Raw genomic sequence first — 17,387 nt, 5'->3', positions numbered from 1 at the left:
TCCCGCATCGCTTATACGGCATAAGCTCTGTGGTAAACTGCAGATCGTTACGTGGAAGCAGGAATGTAGAATGGCAACAATGCTGGATGTATCACTGCGCGCGGGCGTGTCGAAGGCCACGGTATCGCGCGTGCTGAACGGCACAGGTCAGGTAAAAGAGAGTACGCGTCAGCAGGTGTTTGCTGCGATGGAAGAGCTGGGCTATCGCCCGAACTTTCTCGCGCGCTCGCTGGCTAACCAGACCAGCAACAGCATTGGTCTGGTCGTCTCGACCTTTGACGGCTTTTATTTTGGCCGCCTTCTCCAGCAGGCGTCGCGGCAGACCGAAACTCACGGGAAACAGCTGATCGTCACCGACGGTCACGATGCGCCGGAACAGGAAGAACAGGCGGTGCAGATGCTGGCCGATCGCCAGTGCGATGCCATCGTGCTTTACACGCGCTACATGAGCGAAAAAGCGATCGTCAAACTGATGAACACCGTGAAAACGCCACTGGTGGTCATTAACCGTGAAGTGAGCCAGGCGCCGGATCGCTGCGTGTTCTTCGAACAGCAGGATGCCGCATTCAAGGCCGTGGATTATCTGATCGGCCAGGGCCATCGGGAGATCGCCTGTATCACCGTCCCGATCCACACTCCCACGGGTAAAGCGCGGCTGATGGGCTATCGCAAGGCGCTGGAAAAGCATGGTATCCGTCTGGACGAGCGTCGGATAAAGTACGGCGATGCGGGAATGACGCGGGGATACGAGCTTTGCAAGGAATTGATTGCCGACGGAGTACCGTTTAGCGCCCTGTTTGCCTGTAACGACGATATGGCGCTGGGTGCGTCCAAAGCGTTGCACCAGGCGGGGCTTAAAATCCCGCAGGATATTTCACTGTTCGGCTTTGACGATGCCCCAAGCGCGAAATGGCTGGAGCCTGCGCTCTCATCGGTTTATCTGCCCATCGACAATATGATTGTCACGGCCATCGATCAGGCGATCCGGCTGGCAAAAAACCAGCCGGTCGATGCCATCCCGCCGTTTACCGGCACGCTGGTCTTACGCGATTCGGTCACAACGGGACCGTACTTTAATCAGATGAGTTCTAAAGCCAGCAGTTCCTGAATGGTCTGGCGACGGCGGATCAGCCGCGCTTTACCGTTATCAAACAGCACTTCCGGCAGCAGCGGACGGCTGTTGTAGTTAGATGACATAGATGCCCCGTAGGCACCGGTGTCATGCAGCACAAGATAATCGCCCGGTTTGACCTCTGGCAGCGCGCGGGTTTCCACTTTGCCGCCTTCCTGCTGGGTAAACACGTCGCCCGATTCGCACAGCGGCCCCGCAACGACCGTCTCAACGCGCGGCGCCTGCGTTAAATCACGGCCGTCAGCAGCCAGGGCGGTAATGTGGTGATAGCTGCCGTACATGGACGGACGCATCAAATCGTTAAAGCCTGCGTCAATCAAGACGAAGTGGCGAGAGCCCATCTCTTTCACGCTGCGCACCTGCGAAACCAGCACGCCGGCTTCCGCCACCAGGAAACGACCCGGCTCAATTTCCAGCTTCACGGCATGACCCAGATGCGCGGCAATTTGGTCACGCGCGGCGCTCCACAGACCGTAATAATGATCGGTATCGATCGCCTCTTCACCTTCGCGATAAGGAATAGAGAGACCACCGCCCGCAGAGATCGCCTCCAGATCCTGACCGAAGTCGACAACCTGACGCACCATCGCGCCGCACACCTGCTCCAGGTGGCCGTAATCCACCCCAGAGCCAATGTGCATATGAATGCCCACCAGCTTCAGGCCGTAGCGCTGTAATACCTCCAGCGCGGCAGGCATATCGGCATACCAGATCCCGTGCTTGCTGTTTTCGCCGCCGGTATTGGTTTTTTGGCTGTGGCCGTGACCAAAGCCCGGATTCACCCGCAGCCAGACGCGATGGCCGGGAGATACCTGACCCAGCTGCTCCAGCATATCCACAGAACCGGCATTCACCGGGATCTGCAGCTCGTGAACACGCGCCAGCGTCGCGTCGTCGATCACATCGGCGGTAAAGACGATCGCGTCGCCGTCAGCTTTCGGATCGTATCCGGCCGCCAGCGCGCGTTCGATTTCGCCAAGCGAGACGGAGTCGACCTTCACGCCCTGCTCACGCATCAGGCGCAGAATATGGATATTGGAGCAGGCCTTCTGGGCAAAACGCACCACGTCAAACTGATGCAGGGCGGCGATCTTCTCGCGGACAATCTGCGCGTCGTAGACCCACACCGGACAGCCAAATTCGGCAGGCAGGCGCAGCAGGTTGTCGGCGTTCAAATCGGTATCAGTCTGGTTCAGCGGGCGTGGCATGGTCTTCTCCGGATAAATGCGTTTTGATGATTACGCCACAGCGCAAAGAGAATAAAAAATATCGTTTTATCGCGAGTCTATGCAAAAATGATATGGACAGTTCTCTGCTTTCAGGTGCCCTATGCCCGCCGTCAATTTACGCCACATCGAGATTTTTCACGCCGTGATGACCACCGGCAATCTCACCGAAGCCGCACAGATGCTGCATACCTCGCAGCCGACGGTGAGCCGCGAGCTGGCCCGCTTCGAGAAAGTGCTGGGGCTGAAGCTGTTCGAACGCACCCGGGGCAGGCTTCACCCTACGGTGCAGGGACTACGCCTGTTCGAGGAAGTTCAGCGCTCCTGGTACGGGCTGGACAGAATAGTGAGTGCAGCCGAAAGCCTGCGCGAGTTTCGCCAGGGCGAGCTGTCGATCGTCTGCCTGCCCGTCTTCTCGCAATCTTTTTTACCGATGCTGCTGCAGCCCTTTCTGGCGCGATACCCGGAGGTCAGCCTCACCATCGTGCCTCAGGAATCTCCCCTGCTTGAAGAGTGGCTTTCGGCTCAGCGCCATGATTTAGGCCTAACCGAAAACCTCTCAACGCCAGCAGGCACGGCGCGCACGGAGTTACTTTCGTTAGATGAAGTGTGCGTTCTGCCCGCCGGGCATCGGCTTGCCGGTAAGGCGGTGCTCACGCCAGAGGACTTCCACGGGGAAAACTACATTAGCCTGTCGCAGACCGACAGCTACAGACAGCTGCTGGATACCCTGTTTGCCGAGCATCAGGTCAAACGGCGAATGGTGGTGGAAACGCACAGCGCGGCTTCAATTTGCGCGATGGTGCGAGCGGGCATCGGCGTCGCGGTGGTGAATCCGCTTACGGCGCTGGATTATGCGGAAAGTGGAATTGTTGTGCGTCGGTTTAGCGTCTCAGTTCCTTTTACCGTTAGCCTAATCCGCCCATTGCATCGTCCGGCGTCGGCGCTGGTGGAGGCGTTTAGCGAACATCTGCAGGGAGGGCTAAGTATATTGGCGGGCCAGCTAAAAAAGATGTTGAATCAGACGCCCCGCTGAACAGCGGGCGTCTGAAAACTCAGTTGAAACGTTTCGCAATGGCCGCAACACGCTCGCCGAATTTAACCGCGGTTTGCAGATCGCCGCTGGCAATGGCGCCAGCATCAGCATCCGATGGAGACTGCACCAGCAAACCTACTGAACCGCCCAGATTATTAATGTCCTGACGGGTTGCCGCGAGAGTATTTGACGGCGGCAGCCCCAGGCTCACCCAGATCCCACCGTGCTGAGAGGCTAGCGTTTGCAGATATTGCAACGATACCTGCTTATCACCGTTCAGGCTGGCGCTGTTGCTGAATCCCGCGAACACTTTGTCCTGCCAGCTACGCACGAACCAGGCTTTAGAGGTCGCGTCAGCGAATTTCTTAAACTGCCACGGTACGCTTCCCATGTAGGTTGGCGCGCCAAAAATAATCGCTTTGGCATCGTTGAGTTTTTGCCAGTCGCTTTCCTGAATATCGCCATTACTGTCAATGGCGATAAGCTCAGCCTGCGCGCCCTCGGCGACAGTTTCAGCAACGCGTTTGGTATGGCCGTAGCCAGAATAATAGATAACTACAACGCTCATGATAGATCTCCTGATGCAATATTGCCTTGTGAGTCAAACGATTAAGACGACTTTAAAATTGCTCTGCGAGCCCGTTGCCATTTTCGGTTCCCTGGTATCAAATAGAAACCTTACGTCGTTTTATACACGCAAACATTCACGGGCGTAAGAAGGCACCTTTACCTCACCTGGTTACCTCGAGGGAACCACCATGACCCATACAGCAGTTCTGAAAAAGGAGATGCCTCCTTACAACGTGTTCGATGAGCGCTGCCCGACCCGCGGCGTGCTGACGCGTATCGCCGATAAGTGGGCACTGTTAATCCTTGCGCGTCTGGAGAAGGGACCGATGCGCTTTAGTCATCTTCAACGCGATATTCAGCGAATCACCAAAAAGGTGCTGACCCAGTCTTTACGCAAGCTGGAACGTGATGGGCTGGTGTCGCGAAAGATATTCGCCACGGTACCTGTAACAGTCGAGTACAGCCTGACACCGCTTGGCCAGACATTAACCGAAACGGTGACGGTGCTGGCGCACTGGGTGGAAAATAATATTGATGCCATTGTGGCGGCGCAATCCGCCTATGACGCCGCCAACACGTAAACCAGAACGGGTGCTCAGGACAGCATAAACGCCACGGCATCCGCAGCGTGGATGGCGGTGGTATCGAATACCGGAATCGGGCTTTGCGCTACGGGGACCAGCAAACCAATTTCCGTGCAGCCGAAAATCACCCCTTCGGCCCCCTGCTGCGCGAGTTTATCGATAACGCTGACGTAATACGCGCGGGAAGATTCGCTGAAGGTACCGAGGCAGAGCTCGTCAAAGATAATCTGATTGATGCGCGCCCGATCGTCTTCATCCGGGATCAGGCTCTCGATCCCAAATTCACTGTGCAAACGTCCGCGATAAAAATCCTGCTCCATGGTGTAGCGTGTACCCAAAAGCGCTACGCGGCGCATCCCGGATGCCGCAATCACACGCCCGGTCGCGTCCGCAATATGCAAAAACGGCAGCGAGCAGCGGTCCTCAATATGCGACGCCACTTTGTGCATGGTATTGGTACAAAGCACTATACCCTCGGCGCCAGCACGCTCCAGCCCAAGCGCCGCCTGGGCCAGGATCTCCCCGGCTTTATCCCACTCGCCGCTCGACTGGCAGGCTTCGATTTCATGAAAGTCAACGCTGTGCAGGAGCAGGCTTGCGGAATGCAGACCACCCAAACGCTGCTTCACCCCTTCGTTAATCAGGCGATAATAAGGGATTGTCGATTCCCAGCTCATTCCACCTAACAGGCCGATCGTTTTCATCATCCCTCCTTTTCGTTGGTTTCTTCTTTTAACACATCCGGTGCCAATAAAAAAAGGCGCTGCATTCAGCGCCTTTTAAACAAACATTGGTTATCCCCTGCATACGTTGGGCCAGGTAAACGGGCAATACGATCACACGCCGATGTTTCGCAGTTTCTCTCCGGCCATCAGCTTGCGCTCGATGTGTTCCAGCGTCACGCCTTTGGTTTCCGGGATCAGCCAGAACGTGACGCCAATAAACGCCACGTTCAGCACCGTATAGAGCCAGAACGTTCCCGCTGCGCCAATCGCGTCCAGCAGCGTCAGGAACGTCGCGCCGATGATCATGTTCGATACCCAGTTGGTGGTCGTGGAACAGGTGATGCCAAAGTCACGGCATTTGAGCGGCTGAATTTCGGAGCACAGGATCCAGACCACCGGCGCGGCGCTCATCGCGTAGCCTGCGATACACATCATGGTCATCCCGACAGAAAGCCAGGAAAGTCCGCTTGAGGCCGTACCGTTATCAAACTGCATCAGGCAGTAGCCCAGGATCAACGTGCCGAGCGCCATCACGCTGAAGCCAATTTTCAGCGCAGGTTTACGGCCCGCCTTGTCCACGGTGAAAACGGCAATAAAGGTGGCGAACATGAAGGTCAGCCCGACCACCAGGGTCGCGATCATCTGCTGTTCCGTGGTGGTAAACCCGGCCATTTTGAAAATCCGCGGAGCGTAGTACATGATGATGTTCATGCCGGTGAACTGCTGCATCGCCTGCAGCAGCATGCCGAGGAAGACCGCCCGGCGCACGTTGCGGTTGATTTTAAACAGCGCCCAGCCCCCCTGCTTGAGCTTCAGGCTTTCGCGGATCTCGTTCAGCTCTTCGCGGGCTTTTTCGGAGGTATCGCGCAGCATGCGCAGCACCTCTTCCGCCTCAACGTGGCGCCCTTTTTGCGCCAGCCAGCGCGGGCTGTTCGGCAGGAAAATCACTAAAACAATCAGCACCACCGCTGGCAGTGCCAGCACGCCAAGCATCGCGCGCCAGTTGCCGCTGTAGCTGAAGTAGGTGTCAGACAGAAACGCCAGCACAATACCCAGCGTGACCATCAGCTGATACATGCTGATCATCTTGCCGCGCACGTTTTCGCTCGCCATTTCGGAGAGATAAAGCGGCGCGGTGTAGGACGCAATCCCCACCGCCACGCCCAGCAGCACGCGGGAAAGCAGCAGGATTTCAACGTTAGCGGCAAACGCCGAGCCAATGGAGCCGGCAACGAACAGAATTGCCCCGACCATCAGGCTGTATTTGCGCCCCAGACGAAACGACAGCCAGCCGTTGAACAGCGCGCCGATGGCCGCACCGAGCATCATGCTGCTCACCACCCACTCCTGCAGGCGACTGCTGAGGGTAAAGTGATCGGTAATAAAGGGCAATGCGCCGGCAATAACGCCGATATCCAGTCCAAATAACAGGCCCGCCACGGCGGCGGCAATGGAGACAAACTGGTTCATGCGGCGAGTATCACGCAGCGCAGCGGGCATTAGGGTAGAGTCATTTATCGATGTCATATTTTTCCTGCCTCAACAGCAAAATTCGTTAAATGAAATTACGAGAAAGCGAGGAAAAGTGTCAGGTGGGAAAAGGTGAAGATATGGATTATTTAGCTTCGACATAGCGATCTGTGATGGACATTACAATTTCAACTAACGCTTAATAATCACGTTATTTTACTAATGCATTAATTTTTCAGAATTAAAAGTGTGATGAATGTCGTTCATGATTTTTTAGTATGGATTTTTCGTGTTTACCCATATGGACTTTGACAATTTTTGAGCAAAAAAAACCTCCGCCCGAAAGCAGAGGTCCAGACCCGATGCGGGTTATCGCGCCAGCCAGCCGCCATCAACCGCCACGGTGTAGCCGTTGATATAGTCCGATGCCGACGAGGCCAGAAACACTACCGGCCCCATCAGATCGCCCGGCAGCCCCCAGCGCCCCGCCGGAATACGTTCAAGTATTTCCGCGCTGCGCTGCTCGTCTGCGCGCAGCTGCTGCGTGTTGTTGGTCGCCATGTAACCCGGCGCAATGGCATTCACATTGATATTGTGTTTCGCCCACTCGTTTGCCAGCAGGCGGGTCACGCCCATCACGGCGCTTTTGGACGCGGTGTAAGACGGCACGCGGATTCCCCCCTGGAACGAGAGCATAGAGGCAATATTCACGATCTTGCCGCCGTTCCCCTGCGCAATAAAATGCTTCGCCGCCGCCTGGGACATGAAAAATACGCTCTTGATGTTCAGGTCCATCACGTCGTCCCAGTCGCGTTCGCTGAAGTTGATCGCATCTTCACGGCGAATCAGCCCGGCGTTGTTGACCAGAATGTCGATATGGCCGAATTCCGCTACCGCGCGATCCAGCAGTTCAGGAATGGTATCGATTTTACGCAGGTCGGCGGTCAGGCTCAGGAAACGGCGTCCCAGAGCCGTCACGCGCTCGATGGTTTCTGTAGGCTCAACGATATTAATCCCGACGATATCGCAGCCCGCTTCCGCCAGGCCTAACGCCATCCCCTGACCCAGCCCGGTATCACATCCGGAAACCACCGCCACTTTCCCCTGCAGGGAGAATGCATCCAGAATCATGTATATTCCTTACTCTTTCAGAGCCTGTCACTCACAGGCAGGTTTATGCTTCACTGCCCGCGACTAGCGCAGATCGCTGACCGCAACATGGTCCATATCATCAAAGACCTGGTTTTCGCCCACCATTCCCCAGATAAAGGTGTAGGCTTTTGTCCCAACGCCGGAGTGAATAGACCAGCTCGGTGAAATCACCGCCTGCTCGTTGTGCATCACGATATGGCGCGTTTCCTGCGGCTGCCCCATCATGTGGAACACGCAGGCGTCCTCATCCATGTTGAAGTAGAAGTAGACTTCCATGCGGCGCTCGTGGGTATGGCACGGCATGGTATTCCACAGGTTGCCCGGCGCAAGTTCGGTCAACCCCATGCTGAGCTGGCAGGTCTCCAGCACGTCCGGCACGAAGTATTTATTAATGGTGCGGCGGTTGCTGGTGAGGTTGTCGCCCAGCGTCACGGGTGCGACGTCTGCCGGGGTCACCTTTTTGGTTGGACAGGTGGCGTGGGCCGGCGCGCAGTTGTAGTAGAACTTCGCAGGCCTGCTGGCGTCGATGCTGGCAAAGACCACGTCTTTCGCCCCTTTACCCACGTACAGCGCCTCGCGATGGCCAATCTCATAGCACTGTCCGTCTACGGTGATGGTGCCCGGCCCGCCGATGTTAATCACCCCCAGCTCGCGACGTTCGAGGAAATAATTTACGCCCAGCTGTTTACCGACCTCGCCGCCAACGGAGACGGTTTTCGTGACGGGCATAATTCCGCCCACAATAATGCGGTCGATATGGCTGTAAACCATGGTGTACCTGTCGGCCTCGAATACCTGCTCGACTAAAAACGCATTGCGCAGCCCCTGAGTATCCAGCGTTTTGGCGTGCGCGCTGTGGATGCTTTCTCTGACGTCCACGGTAACCTCCAGATGTGGTCATGCCCGAAGGCGGAAATAAACGAAACAGCGTTCCGTTTTTCATAATGAGCACATACTATCGGCATAAAGTGGGCTTTTCAATGAAATTTAAAACAACGTTTCATTTTAATTTTTGTTTATAACGGAAATGGTGTTCGGATCACAATTAAGCCGCCAGGAGAAAAAGGGCGCGAAAAAAAACCTCCCGGAGGAGGTTTTTTAATAAGAAGAGTTTAGCGTTCGATGGCCAGCGCCACCCCTTGCCCGCCGCCTATACAAAGCGTGGCAATCCCTTTGCGGGCATTGCGCTTTTTCATTTCGTGGACCAGCGAAACCAGGATCCGGCAGCCGGACGCCCCGATAGGATGACCCAGCGCGATCGCCCCACCGTTAACGTTGACCCGCAGCGGATCCCACTCAAGCATTTTTCCGACGGAGATCGCCTGCGCGGCATAAGCTTCGTTCACTTCGATCAGATCCACATCCGAAAGCTGCCACCCCGCACGCTCCAGGCAGCGGCGGGTCGCGTAGACCGGTGCGATCCCCATTAACGCAGGATCAACCCCCACGCTCGCGAACGCCTTAATGCGGGCCAGGACGGGGAGATCGAGCTCAAGAGCTTTGCTTTCGCTCATCATCATAACGGCGGCAGCGCCGTCGTTAATGGAAGAGGCATTTCCTGCCGTCACTGAGCCCTGCATTTCAAACGCGGGGTTCAGCCTGGCCAGGCCTTCAGCACTGGCGTCAGTGCGCGGCTGTTCATCGGTATCTACGACGACATGCTCGCCGCTCTGACGCTGCGTGCTGACCGGGACAATTTCGTCGCGAAAACGACCGGAATCGATCGCCGCACGCGCTTTTTGCTGCGAGCTCAGCGCATAGGCATCCTGCACCTCACGGCTGATACCGTACTCGCGCGCCAGATTTTCCGCCGTCACGCCCATATGATAATCGTTGAATGCGTCCCACAGCCCGTCATGCACCAGGCTGTCGAGCAGCTGACTGTTGCCCAGCTGTGCGCCGGTCCGGCTGTCGGTCAACACGTGCGGCGCGCGGCTCATATTCTCTTGTCCGCCAGCAATGATCACGTCCGCCTCACCACACTGAATGGCCTGCGTCGCGAGATGCAGCGCTTTTAATCCTGAACCACAGACGTCGTTGATGGTGATGGCAGAGACGGTATTGGGCAGCCCGCCCTTCAGCGCCGCCTGACGCGCAGGGTTTTGCCCGGCACCGGCCGTGAGAACCTGTCCCAGGATCACCTCATCAACTTCATGTGCTGCGATCCCGCTACGTTCCACCAGCGCTTTCACCACCACGCTGCCCAGGTCAACCGCCGAGTGACGCGCGAGCGATCCCTGAAAACAGCCGATAGCTGTACGCAACGCACCCACTATTACGACATCTTTCATCACGACCTCTGTGTTAAATGACATGACGATAGTAGAGGATTGTTACTGGCAATTATCTTAATTGTTTAAAAATAGTGAGATTAATCACAAGGATCAGCGCGCATCCTGCAGATACTGCCGCAGCCAGCTTCCGGCAATGCCGGGAGGGGATCGTTTATTCCACAGCAGATCGATGCCGATCGCCCGCGGCCAGCCGGGAACATTGAGCTGTACCAGGGATTTCGCGGCGGCAAATTCATCCACCAGCGCGCACGGCAACACGCACCAGCCAAATCCCTGTACCGCCATACTCAAGAGTAACAGGTAATTCGGGGCTGACCAGACGGGCCCGCGCGCAATCTCCGCCTCGCGCTCAAGATAGGTGCTCAGCCGCAGCTCTCGCCAGCCGTGCAGCTCGTCACGCTGAACGTCATGTTGTCCGGCGAGCGGATGCGTGGTCGCGACATAGATCGCCATGCGGGTCTGCATCGGCAGCCGGATAGCGCCGATATCCGTAGGATAACCGTCTCGCGCCTCGGTGAGGCCAACCTGCGCGCGCTCCTTTTGCAGGAGATCGATCACGTCCTCCTCCTCGCCAATCAGACATTCGAATTCCGTATGGGGAAAGCGCGCGTCAAACTGTTTCATCATCTCTTCCAGCACGTCCGGGTTAAGGGTATCGGAAAGGACAAACGTCAGACGCGCCTCCGTTTGCGCCGATAGCGACACCGCCAGCTCGTCCAGCCTCGTGCTGGCGGCGAGAATAGCCTGCACATAGCCCAGCACCTGTTCCCCCTGGGCCGTCAACACCGGCTGGCGCGCAGAGCGGTCAAACAGCTCGAAGCCCAGATCGGCTTCAAGATTGGCAATGGACGTGCTGATCGTCGACTGGCTTTTGCGCAGCCGGCGTGCGGCCGCAGAGAAAGAGCCTGCCGCAACGGTCTCAACAAACGCGTTAAGGGCTTCGGGTGAATAGCGCATAACCTATCTACTTTAGCGATGGATACTATCTTTAATATATCAGCTTTAGCGATGAAAATAGGCCACATCAACGCCCATACCGGCGAATTAACGAGGTCTATCGCTATGCAACATCAGGATGCACTCCAACGTAAACTGCCGGAGCGGATCTTTCATGCTGTCTGTTTTGAAGGGATTGCGACGGCGATCCTCGCCCCTACCGCGGCGTGGCTTATGCAGCGTTCCGTGGTGGAAATGGGCGGGTTGACCATTGTTCTGGCGACCACCGCCATGCTGTGGAACATTATTTATAACTTCGGCTTCGACCGCTTCTGGCCCGTTCAGCGGGTCAAACGTACGGCAAAAGTGCGTGCGCTGCATGCGCTTGGGTTTGAATGCGGGTTTATTGTGATTGGCGTGTCGATTGTCGCCGCCGTGCTGGGCGTTACCCTGCTGCAGGCATTCACACTGGAAATAGGTTTCTTCCTGTTCTTCCTGCCGTACACCATGTTCTATAACTGGGCGTACGATTGCCTTCGCGAGAAATTTCTTAAGCGTCGCCAGCAACGGCGCGCCCTGGCAGGCTAAACACCTTCTGGCCGGACGCCCGCTCCGGCCATTCACCTTCGAAGCAACTGCGCTCTCGGTGCATAACTATGGTAAATTGCACTCCATTCCGATGGTTTGATAGTTGAAACGTTGCTCTAATGTCGAAAATTTGGTCAAAAGATGAGACTCTCTGGAGTTTCGCTCTCTACGGCACGGCCGTGGGCGCAGGAACGCTGTTCCTGCCCATTCAGCTGGGCTCCGCAGGCGCAATTGTCCTGTTTATTACCGCCCTCGTGGCCTACCCCTTAACCTACTGGCCGCACAGAGCGCTGGCGCAATTTATTCTGTCGTCGAAAACGAAAGGCAACGAGGGGATCACCGGCGCCGTCTCGCACTATTACGGCAGGAAGATTGGCAACCTGATTACCACGCTCTATTTCATCGCCTTCTTTGTGGTGGTGCAGATTTATGCAGTGGCCATCACCAACTCGCTCACGGAGCAACTGGCGAAACACCTGACGGTTGATACCGCCGTTCGCGTGCTGGTCAGCCTGGGCGTGGTGCTGGTCCTGAATCTGATCTTCCTGATGGGACGGCATATCACGATAAAAGTGATGGGCTTCCTGGTGTTTCCGCTGATTGCCTATTTCCTGTTTGTCTCGCTCTATCTGATCGGCAGCTGGCAGCCCTCGCTGCTGACCAGCCAGATGGCCGTCGATCGCCACACGCTGCACCAGGTCTGGATTTCGATTCCGGTGATGGTATTTGCGTTCAGCCATACCCCGATTATCTCCACGTTTGCCGTTGACCGTCGCGAGAAGTTTGCCGATGGCGCCATGGATAAATGTAAGAAGATCATGAAGGTGGCGTACCTGATTATCTGCCTGAGCGTGCTGTTCTTTGTCTTCAGCTGCCTGCTCTCTATTCCGCCGTCGTACATTGTGGCCGCCAAAGAGGAAGGGGTGACGATCCTGTCCGCGCTGTCGATGATGCCTTCATCACCGGCATGGCTGGGCATCTCCGGGATTGTCGTGGCGATAATTGCGATGTCGAAATCGTTCCTCGGCACCTATTTTGGGGTGATTGAAGGGGCGACAGAGATCGTGAAGTCGTCGCTCAGTCAGGTGGGGGTGAAAAAGAGCCGCGCCTTTAACCGCGCGATTTCCATTATGGGGGTGTCGTTAATCACCTTTGCCGTCTGCTGCATTAACCCGAACGCCATTTCGATGATTTACGCCATCAGCGGCCCGCTTATCGCCATGATCCTGTTTATCATGCCGACGCTGTCGACGTATCTAATCCCCTCTCTGAAACAGTACCGTTCCATTGGCAACCTGCTGACGCTAATCGTCGGAGTGCTGTGCGTGTCGGTGATGTTTGTCGGCTAACCCCCCTTTGATGCCCGGCGTACTGCCGGGCATGCCTCTCAGTCTCGCCCAGCTAATTCCAGCGGAAAAGGCCTGTCCTGCACCACCGTTTTCATGACAAGCGTTGAGCGAAGATGCTGCACGCCGGGCATGGCGGAGAGCTTCTCGTCGTAGAGCTTCTGGAAAGCGGAGAGGTCGCGGGTCACGACGTGCATCAGGTAATCGGGATCGCCAAACAGACGCTGCGCCAGCACGATCTGCGGGATCTCCTCCACCGCCGCTTCAAACGCGCTAACCGCCTTTCGGTCCCCCTCCTTTAGCGTCGCAAACACTATTGCCAGGAAGTTGAATCCCATTTTGGCGGGGTCGAGGCTGGCACGGTATCCCGTTATCGCCCCGCTTTGCTCCAGCGCCCGCACGCGACGATGGCACGGCGATAGGCTCAGATTCACACGCTCAGCGAGCTCGGTAAGGGATAAGCGGCCATCAGACTGTAGCTCCGCAAGAATTTTTCGATCGATGCTTTCCATGTGGAAGATTTTCTCAATTTAACCGTGTTACGAGCATAACATTGAAAGCCTATTTCGCAGAGTTAGCGATATTCTTTTTCTCAACGTTTGACGCACTGCGGGAGTCTTCAGGACGATGGAAATGAGTATTGTGGCCGGCTTTTGGGTGGTTTCTTTTCTGCTTATCATGACGCCGGGCGCCGACTGGGCCTACGCCATTAGCGCCGGGATTAACGGGCGACGCGTGGTACCGGCGGTGATGGGGCTGATGTCCGGACATCTGTTAGCCACTCTGATTGTGGTGGCTGGCGTGGGGGTCGTGATTGCTCAACATCCGCTGGCGTTGACCGGGCTGACCGTGGCTGGCGCTCTGTATCTCATGTGGCTTGGCATAATGTTGCTGCGTCACCCTGCCGCACCGGAAAAGGCCACCCACCACGCGGGAAGCTGGAGACAGTGGGCGGTGAAAGGACTCTGCATAAGCGGCCTAAACCCAAAAGTGTTTTTGCTGTTCCTGGCGCTGCTTCCGCAGTTTACGGACCCGACCGGAAGCTGGTCGATAGCGATGCAGATGTCCGCGCTTGGTATGATGCACCTTATCACCTGTACGCTGGTCTATCTGCTGGTGGGGTATGGTTCGAAAGCGGTACTGGCGACCCGACCACAGGCGGCGCGTCTGGTAAGCATGGCATCAGGAGGGATCATGGTGCTGATCGCGATGGTATTGCTTTTTGAGCAGGTGAGATAAAAAAACACCGGCCATCGCCGGTGTTATTTACGCCCGAATATCGTCATATTCCCGCGTTTTATCAAACTCATGTTTCGCGAACGGGCACAGCGGGATAATTTTACGGTTCTCACCGCGCATCTTCTCCACCACTTTCGCTACCAGCTGTTTACCGACGCCCTGCCCTTTCAGGCTCTCATCCACGTCGGTGTGCTCGATAATGCTCAGGTGCTCGCCGGTCGGTACGAAGACAATCTCCGCGACCTGATTGCCGTTCGCATCATTCACGTAAAACTTGTTATGGCCTTCCAGAATATCCATGGTTCCTCGCTTATTTTTGGCGATACTTCAGCGCACCGCTCGGGCAGGTATCAATCACGCGGACAACCGTTTCAACGTCCACTTCATCGGGAATAATCCACGGCTTACGTTTGAGATTAAACAGCTTTGCGCTGCCACGCACGCAGTTACCGGAGTGTTTGCAGATCCCGGTGTTGAAGTAAACGTCAATTTTCTCGCCGGTATAGGCCCGGTAACCCGCATCCAGTAGCTCTTTATCCATGACATTGCCTCTGTAATTATTATCGTGCTGAATGAAGAATAGCCTGACGGGATCCTGCTGGCTATAACGCCGAAAACGAAAAGCCAGGTCACAACTCTTTTCTTGCCAGATTGCGTCCGCTATTTGCCCATGTCAGGCTCGGCAAATGTCACTTTTACATAACATCCGCAGGTTGAATGAAACGCAGACTCTCTTTTCAGGTAAAGCTATTTTTAGCGCTGGTGTGCTTCTCCTGCCTGCTGTTAGTTCTGCTGGGAACGATCCTGTTTCATTTTATTGACCGGCAGCTCCATCACGATCTCGGCCAGCGCGCCCGGGTTCAGGCCAGCCAGATCGCGCTGATGCCGGGTCTGGCTGCAATGGTTGCGGCCCGGGATATCCCCGGCATCGCCCGGTTAATTCAGCCGCTGCGCGCCCAAAGCGATGCCAGCTATATTGTGATTGGCGATACGCAGGAGCAGCACCTTTATCATTCGGAATCCCCGGAGCGCATAAATTTACCGATGATCGGCGGGGATAACGCGGAGGTATTAAAGGGCAAAACCATTATTTCCGTGCGTCAGGGCGGTATTGGGGTTTCACTGCGCAGCAAAGCGCCGATCTTTAACGCGCAGCACCAGGTGATTGGTATTGTCTCGGTCGGCTATCTGACCTCCTATATTGCCAATATTAACGCCCGTATTCTCTGGCAGTCCGGGCTGTACGGCGCGGCTCTTCTGCTGCTGCTGTTTATGTTCTCCTGGCTGTTTACCCGCAATCTCAAAAAACAGATGTTCCGACTGGAGCCGAAAGATATCGCTCAACTGGTTTTGCAGCAGCGCGCGCTATTAGAAGCCATGTATGAGGGGGTATTTGCCGTCAATGAAGAGAAGCAGCTGATCTTAATTAACCGCGCCGCACGAGAAATGCTGGATATTCGGCAAAGTGAGAAAGACCTTATCGGTAAACCGCTGGAAGACGTTCTGCAGACGTCGCCGGGCTTTTTATCCCAGCGCTACGCCTCGGTCAGCGCTGGCAGCCACGACCAGATTGCGGTGCTGAACCAGCGCGAGGTGATCGTCAACCGCGTGGCGATTGAGGTCGAACCGGGCGTTGAAAGCGGCTGGGTCTACAGCTTTCGCGACAAAAATGACATCAACACCCTCAGCAGCCAGCTCAGTCAGATCAAGCGCTATGCGGATAACCTGCGCATTATGCGCCACGAGCAGCTGAACTGGACCGCCACGCTGGTGGGCTTGCTGCAGATGAAACACTATGACGAGGCGATTCGTTACATTCAGGTGCAGTCCGAAGGCGCGCAGCGGGTGCTGGACTTTGTCTCCGCCCGTTTTTCCTCTCCCGCGCTATGTGGGCTGCTGTTAGGAAAATACGTTAGCGCGCGCGAAAAAGGCATCGAGCTGCTGTTTGATCCCGCCTGCCAGCTCACCCGCATGCCCGCCACGCTCAACGAAACGGAGCTGATGTCGGTTATTGGAAATCTGCTGGACAACGCGGTGGACGCAACCCTTAAAGCACCGGTCCCCGCGCCGGTAGAGCTTTACATTTCAGACCGTAACCAGGAGCTGCTGATCGAGGTGGCCGACAGGGGCTGCGGGGTGGAGGATGCGATGAAGCCGCATATTTTCCGCCAGGGATTCAGCAGCAAGCCGGACAGCGAAAACGACATTGTGGGCACCGAGCACGGTATTGGCCTGTATCTGGTGGCAGGATATATCGACAAGGCTGGCGGCACTATTGAGATTGCCGACAACACGCCACAAGGGACTATTTTTTCTGTGTTTATTCCGAATGGGCAAAAGCATGACCCGAGCACTTGATGTTGTGATCGTTGAAGATGAGCCGCACCTGGCGGAGCTGCATCGCGAGTATATCGAGCAAAATTTTCATTTGCGCGTGGTGGGCATCGCCGCGTCGATTGAGCAGGCATGCCGCCTGATTCGTCAGCATCAGCCGCGGCTTATCCTGCTGGACAACTATCTCCCGGACGGTAAAGGCGTGGAGCTCATCGATAATCCGCTGCTGAAAAGCTATGAGTGCTCGGTGATCTTCATCACTGCCGCCAGCGATATGCAGACCTGCAGCCACGCCATGCGCAGCGGCGCGTTTGACTACCTCATCAAGCCCGTCTTTTTCCAGCGCCTGCACGCCTCGCTGGAGCGTTTTATGCGCTTCATCCACACCGTGCAGCAGGTGAAGGTGGTCGACCAGCATGCGCTGGATCGCCTGTTTCATCTGCCTGCCGCGGAAGCCTCCGTTACGCCGTCCACAAAGGGCATTGAACCCCAGACGCTGGAGCGGATTAAACGCCTGTTCGCCGAGCATCCCGACAGCGCGATGTCGGTTGAAGAGGTGGTGGAAAACGTAGGGATCAGCAAAACCACGGGGCGCCGCTACCTTGAATACTGCGTGGAGAGCGGGTTAATCAGCGTCGAAATGCTGTATGGCAATATTGGTCATCCTCGCCGGTTATACCGCAAAGCCCCCGATAAACCGTAATCCAGAACCGTTCGTAAGCTAACGTTCGCGGATTTTATGGTGTTAATTGCTG

General features: G+C 56.0%; 19 protein-coding genes. 8 read left to right on the top strand and 11 right to left on the bottom strand.

Features of this window, described 5'->3' with window-relative positions:
* The first annotated feature begins 70 nt into the window (after positions 1-70).
* Complete coding sequence (locus AC4IBF_RS04005) at positions 71-1,108, top strand: LacI family DNA-binding transcriptional regulator (protein WP_111966089.1); 1,038 nt, start codon at positions 71-73, stop codon at positions 1,106-1,108.
* On the opposite strand, the gene lysA is transcribed toward AC4IBF_RS04005, so the two are convergent.
* A complete protein-coding gene (gene lysA / locus AC4IBF_RS04000) occupies positions 1,078-2,340 on the bottom strand; it encodes a diaminopimelate decarboxylase (protein WP_115876207.1) in 1,263 nt (420 codons plus the stop codon). The two genes, AC4IBF_RS04005 and lysA, sit on opposite strands and share 31 nt — an antisense overlap.
* A 121-nt stretch (positions 2,341-2,461) precedes the next feature.
* On the opposite strand from lysA, the gene AC4IBF_RS03995 reads away from it, so the two are divergent.
* Positions 2,462-3,394, top strand: a complete 933-nt coding sequence (locus tag AC4IBF_RS03995) for a LysR family transcriptional regulator (RefSeq protein ID WP_136195112.1) — start codon at positions 2,462-2,464, stop codon at positions 3,392-3,394.
* 19 nt (positions 3,395-3,413) lie between these two features.
* On the opposite strand, the gene AC4IBF_RS03990 is transcribed toward AC4IBF_RS03995, so the two are convergent.
* Positions 3,414-3,962, bottom strand: a complete 549-nt coding sequence (locus tag AC4IBF_RS03990; protein WP_045909897.1) for a flavodoxin family protein — start codon at positions 3,960-3,962, stop codon at positions 3,414-3,416.
* 190 nt (positions 3,963-4,152) lie between these two features.
* On the opposite strand from AC4IBF_RS03990, the gene AC4IBF_RS03985 reads away from it, so the two are divergent.
* Positions 4,153-4,545: a winged helix-turn-helix transcriptional regulator gene (locus AC4IBF_RS03985; protein WP_111966092.1), complete on the top strand. Its 393-nt coding sequence runs from the start codon at positions 4,153-4,155 to the stop codon at positions 4,543-4,545.
* Positions 4,546-4,559: 14 nt separating this feature from the next.
* Here AC4IBF_RS03985 and AC4IBF_RS03980 read toward each other — a convergent pair whose 3' ends face one another.
* From AC4IBF_RS03980 to AC4IBF_RS03955, 6 genes are all read right to left on the bottom strand, one after another.
* Complete coding sequence (locus tag AC4IBF_RS03980) at positions 4,560-5,252, bottom strand: aspartate/glutamate racemase (RefSeq protein ID WP_115876209.1); 693 nt, start codon at positions 5,250-5,252, stop codon at positions 4,560-4,562.
* 132 nt (positions 5,253-5,384) lie between these two features.
* Positions 5,385-6,800, bottom strand: coding sequence for an arabinose-proton symporter AraE (gene araE / locus AC4IBF_RS03975; protein WP_136195111.1), 1,416 nt, complete (start codon positions 6,798-6,800; stop codon positions 5,385-5,387).
* A gap of 312 nt (positions 6,801-7,112) precedes the next feature.
* Positions 7,113-7,874, bottom strand: a complete 762-nt coding sequence (gene kduD, locus AC4IBF_RS03970; protein ID WP_136195110.1) for a 2-dehydro-3-deoxy-D-gluconate 5-dehydrogenase KduD — start codon at positions 7,872-7,874, stop codon at positions 7,113-7,115.
* 63 nt (positions 7,875-7,937) lie between these two features.
* Positions 7,938-8,774 carry a 5-dehydro-4-deoxy-D-glucuronate isomerase gene (gene kduI / locus AC4IBF_RS03965; protein WP_115876212.1) on the bottom strand — a complete coding sequence of 279 codons (837 nt, stop codon included), beginning with the start codon at positions 8,772-8,774 and terminating at the stop codon, positions 7,938-7,940.
* Positions 8,775-9,007: 233 nt separating this feature from the next.
* The gene (locus AC4IBF_RS03960; protein ID WP_111966096.1) at positions 9,008-10,186 is read right to left on the bottom strand and encodes an acetyl-CoA C-acetyltransferase; all 1,179 of its coding nucleotides are present in this window, start codon (positions 10,184-10,186) and stop codon (positions 9,008-9,010) included.
* 93 nt (positions 10,187-10,279) lie between these two features.
* Positions 10,280-11,146 carry a LysR family transcriptional regulator gene (locus AC4IBF_RS03955; RefSeq protein ID WP_111966097.1) on the bottom strand — a complete coding sequence of 289 codons (867 nt, stop codon included), beginning with the start codon at positions 11,144-11,146 and terminating at the stop codon, positions 10,280-10,282.
* 105 nt (positions 11,147-11,251) lie between these two features.
* Between AC4IBF_RS03955 and AC4IBF_RS03950 the strand changes: the two genes are divergently transcribed.
* Together AC4IBF_RS03950 and AC4IBF_RS03945 are read left to right on the top strand one after the other, a co-directional pair.
* Positions 11,252-11,713: a multidrug/biocide efflux PACE transporter gene (locus AC4IBF_RS03950; RefSeq protein WP_115876214.1), complete on the top strand. Its 462-nt coding sequence runs from the start codon at positions 11,252-11,254 to the stop codon at positions 11,711-11,713.
* A gap of 119 nt (positions 11,714-11,832) precedes the next feature.
* Positions 11,833-13,062, top strand: a complete 1,230-nt coding sequence (locus AC4IBF_RS03945) for an amino acid permease (RefSeq protein WP_133295094.1) — start codon at positions 11,833-11,835, stop codon at positions 13,060-13,062.
* Positions 13,063-13,100: 38 nt separating this feature from the next.
* On the opposite strand, the gene AC4IBF_RS03940 is transcribed toward AC4IBF_RS03945, so the two are convergent.
* A complete protein-coding gene (locus AC4IBF_RS03940; RefSeq protein WP_491463162.1) occupies positions 13,101-13,571 on the bottom strand; it encodes an Lrp/AsnC family transcriptional regulator in 471 nt (156 codons plus the stop codon).
* Between the two features lie 115 nt (positions 13,572-13,686).
* On the opposite strand from AC4IBF_RS03940, the gene AC4IBF_RS03935 reads away from it, so the two are divergent.
* The gene (locus AC4IBF_RS03935; RefSeq protein ID WP_133295096.1) at positions 13,687-14,298 is read left to right on the top strand and encodes a LysE family translocator; all 612 of its coding nucleotides are present in this window, start codon (positions 13,687-13,689) and stop codon (positions 14,296-14,298) included.
* Positions 14,299-14,325: 27 nt separating this feature from the next.
* Here AC4IBF_RS03935 and AC4IBF_RS03930 read toward each other — a convergent pair whose 3' ends face one another.
* Together AC4IBF_RS03930 and yjdI are read right to left on the bottom strand one after the other, a co-directional pair.
* Positions 14,326-14,598, bottom strand: a complete 273-nt coding sequence (locus AC4IBF_RS03930) for a GNAT family N-acetyltransferase (RefSeq protein ID WP_008499687.1) — start codon at positions 14,596-14,598, stop codon at positions 14,326-14,328.
* Positions 14,599-14,608: 10 nt separating this feature from the next.
* Positions 14,609-14,839, bottom strand: a complete 231-nt coding sequence (gene yjdI / locus AC4IBF_RS03925) for a 4Fe-4S mono-cluster protein YjdI (RefSeq protein WP_008499689.1) — start codon at positions 14,837-14,839, stop codon at positions 14,609-14,611.
* A gap of 176 nt (positions 14,840-15,015) precedes the next feature.
* On the opposite strand from yjdI, the gene AC4IBF_RS03920 reads away from it, so the two are divergent.
* Positions 15,016-16,656, top strand: coding sequence for an ATP-binding protein (locus AC4IBF_RS03920; RefSeq protein WP_133295097.1), 1,641 nt, complete (start codon positions 15,016-15,018; stop codon positions 16,654-16,656).
* Complete coding sequence (locus tag AC4IBF_RS03915; RefSeq protein ID WP_032638033.1) at positions 16,640-17,335, top strand: response regulator; 696 nt, start codon at positions 16,640-16,642, stop codon at positions 17,333-17,335. Before AC4IBF_RS03920 ends, AC4IBF_RS03915 begins: the two co-directional genes overlap by 17 nt.
* Positions 17,336-17,387 lie beyond the last annotated feature (52 nt).

The organism is Enterobacter sp. Taxon_8 (assembly GCF_058354585.1).
This window is presented reverse-complemented; position numbering and strand designations above follow the sequence as displayed.

Bases quoted from the DNA above. Each gene is read 5' to 3' on its own strand.
- AC4IBF_RS03945 (WP_133295094.1), top strand. From the start codon at position 11,833: ATGTCGAAAATTTGGTCAAAAGATGAGACTCTCTGGAGTTTCGCTCTC.
- lysA (WP_115876207.1), bottom strand. From the start codon at position 2,340: ATGCCACGCCCGCTGAACCAGACTGATACCGATTTGAACGCCGACAAC.
- AC4IBF_RS03935 (WP_133295096.1), top strand. From the start codon at position 13,687: ATGGAAATGAGTATTGTGGCCGGCTTTTGGGTGGTTTCTTTTCTGCTT.
- AC4IBF_RS03985 (WP_111966092.1), top strand. From the start codon at position 4,153: ATGACCCATACAGCAGTTCTGAAAAAGGAGATGCCTCCTTACAACGTG.
- AC4IBF_RS03955 (WP_111966097.1), bottom strand. From the start codon at position 11,146: ATGCGCTATTCACCCGAAGCCCTTAACGCGTTTGTTGAGACCGTTGCG.
- AC4IBF_RS03930 (WP_008499687.1), bottom strand. From the start codon at position 14,598: ATGGATATTCTGGAAGGCCATAACAAGTTTTACGTGAATGATGCGAAC.
- AC4IBF_RS03950 (WP_115876214.1), top strand. From the start codon at position 11,252: ATGCAACATCAGGATGCACTCCAACGTAAACTGCCGGAGCGGATCTTT.
- AC4IBF_RS03960 (WP_111966096.1), bottom strand. From the start codon at position 10,186: ATGAAAGATGTCGTAATAGTGGGTGCGTTGCGTACAGCTATCGGCTGT.
- AC4IBF_RS03995 (WP_136195112.1), top strand. From the start codon at position 2,462: ATGCCCGCCGTCAATTTACGCCACATCGAGATTTTTCACGCCGTGATG.
- AC4IBF_RS03940 (WP_491463162.1), bottom strand. From the start codon at position 13,571: ATGGAAAGCATCGATCGAAAAATTCTTGCGGAGCTACAGTCTGATGGC.
- AC4IBF_RS03990 (WP_045909897.1), bottom strand. From the start codon at position 3,962: ATGAGCGTTGTAGTTATCTATTATTCTGGCTACGGCCATACCAAACGC.
- AC4IBF_RS03920 (WP_133295097.1), top strand. From the start codon at position 15,016: ATGAAACGCAGACTCTCTTTTCAGGTAAAGCTATTTTTAGCGCTGGTG.
- kduD (WP_136195110.1), bottom strand. From the start codon at position 7,874: ATGATTCTGGATGCATTCTCCCTGCAGGGGAAAGTGGCGGTGGTTTCC.
- AC4IBF_RS03915 (WP_032638033.1), top strand. From the start codon at position 16,640: ATGACCCGAGCACTTGATGTTGTGATCGTTGAAGATGAGCCGCACCTG.
- araE (WP_136195111.1), bottom strand. From the start codon at position 6,800: ATGACATCGATAAATGACTCTACCCTAATGCCCGCTGCGCTGCGTGAT.
- yjdI (WP_008499689.1), bottom strand. From the start codon at position 14,839: ATGGATAAAGAGCTACTGGATGCGGGTTACCGGGCCTATACCGGCGAG.
- AC4IBF_RS03980 (WP_115876209.1), bottom strand. From the start codon at position 5,252: ATGAAAACGATCGGCCTGTTAGGTGGAATGAGCTGGGAATCGACAATC.
- AC4IBF_RS04005 (WP_111966089.1), top strand. From the start codon at position 71: ATGGCAACAATGCTGGATGTATCACTGCGCGCGGGCGTGTCGAAGGCC.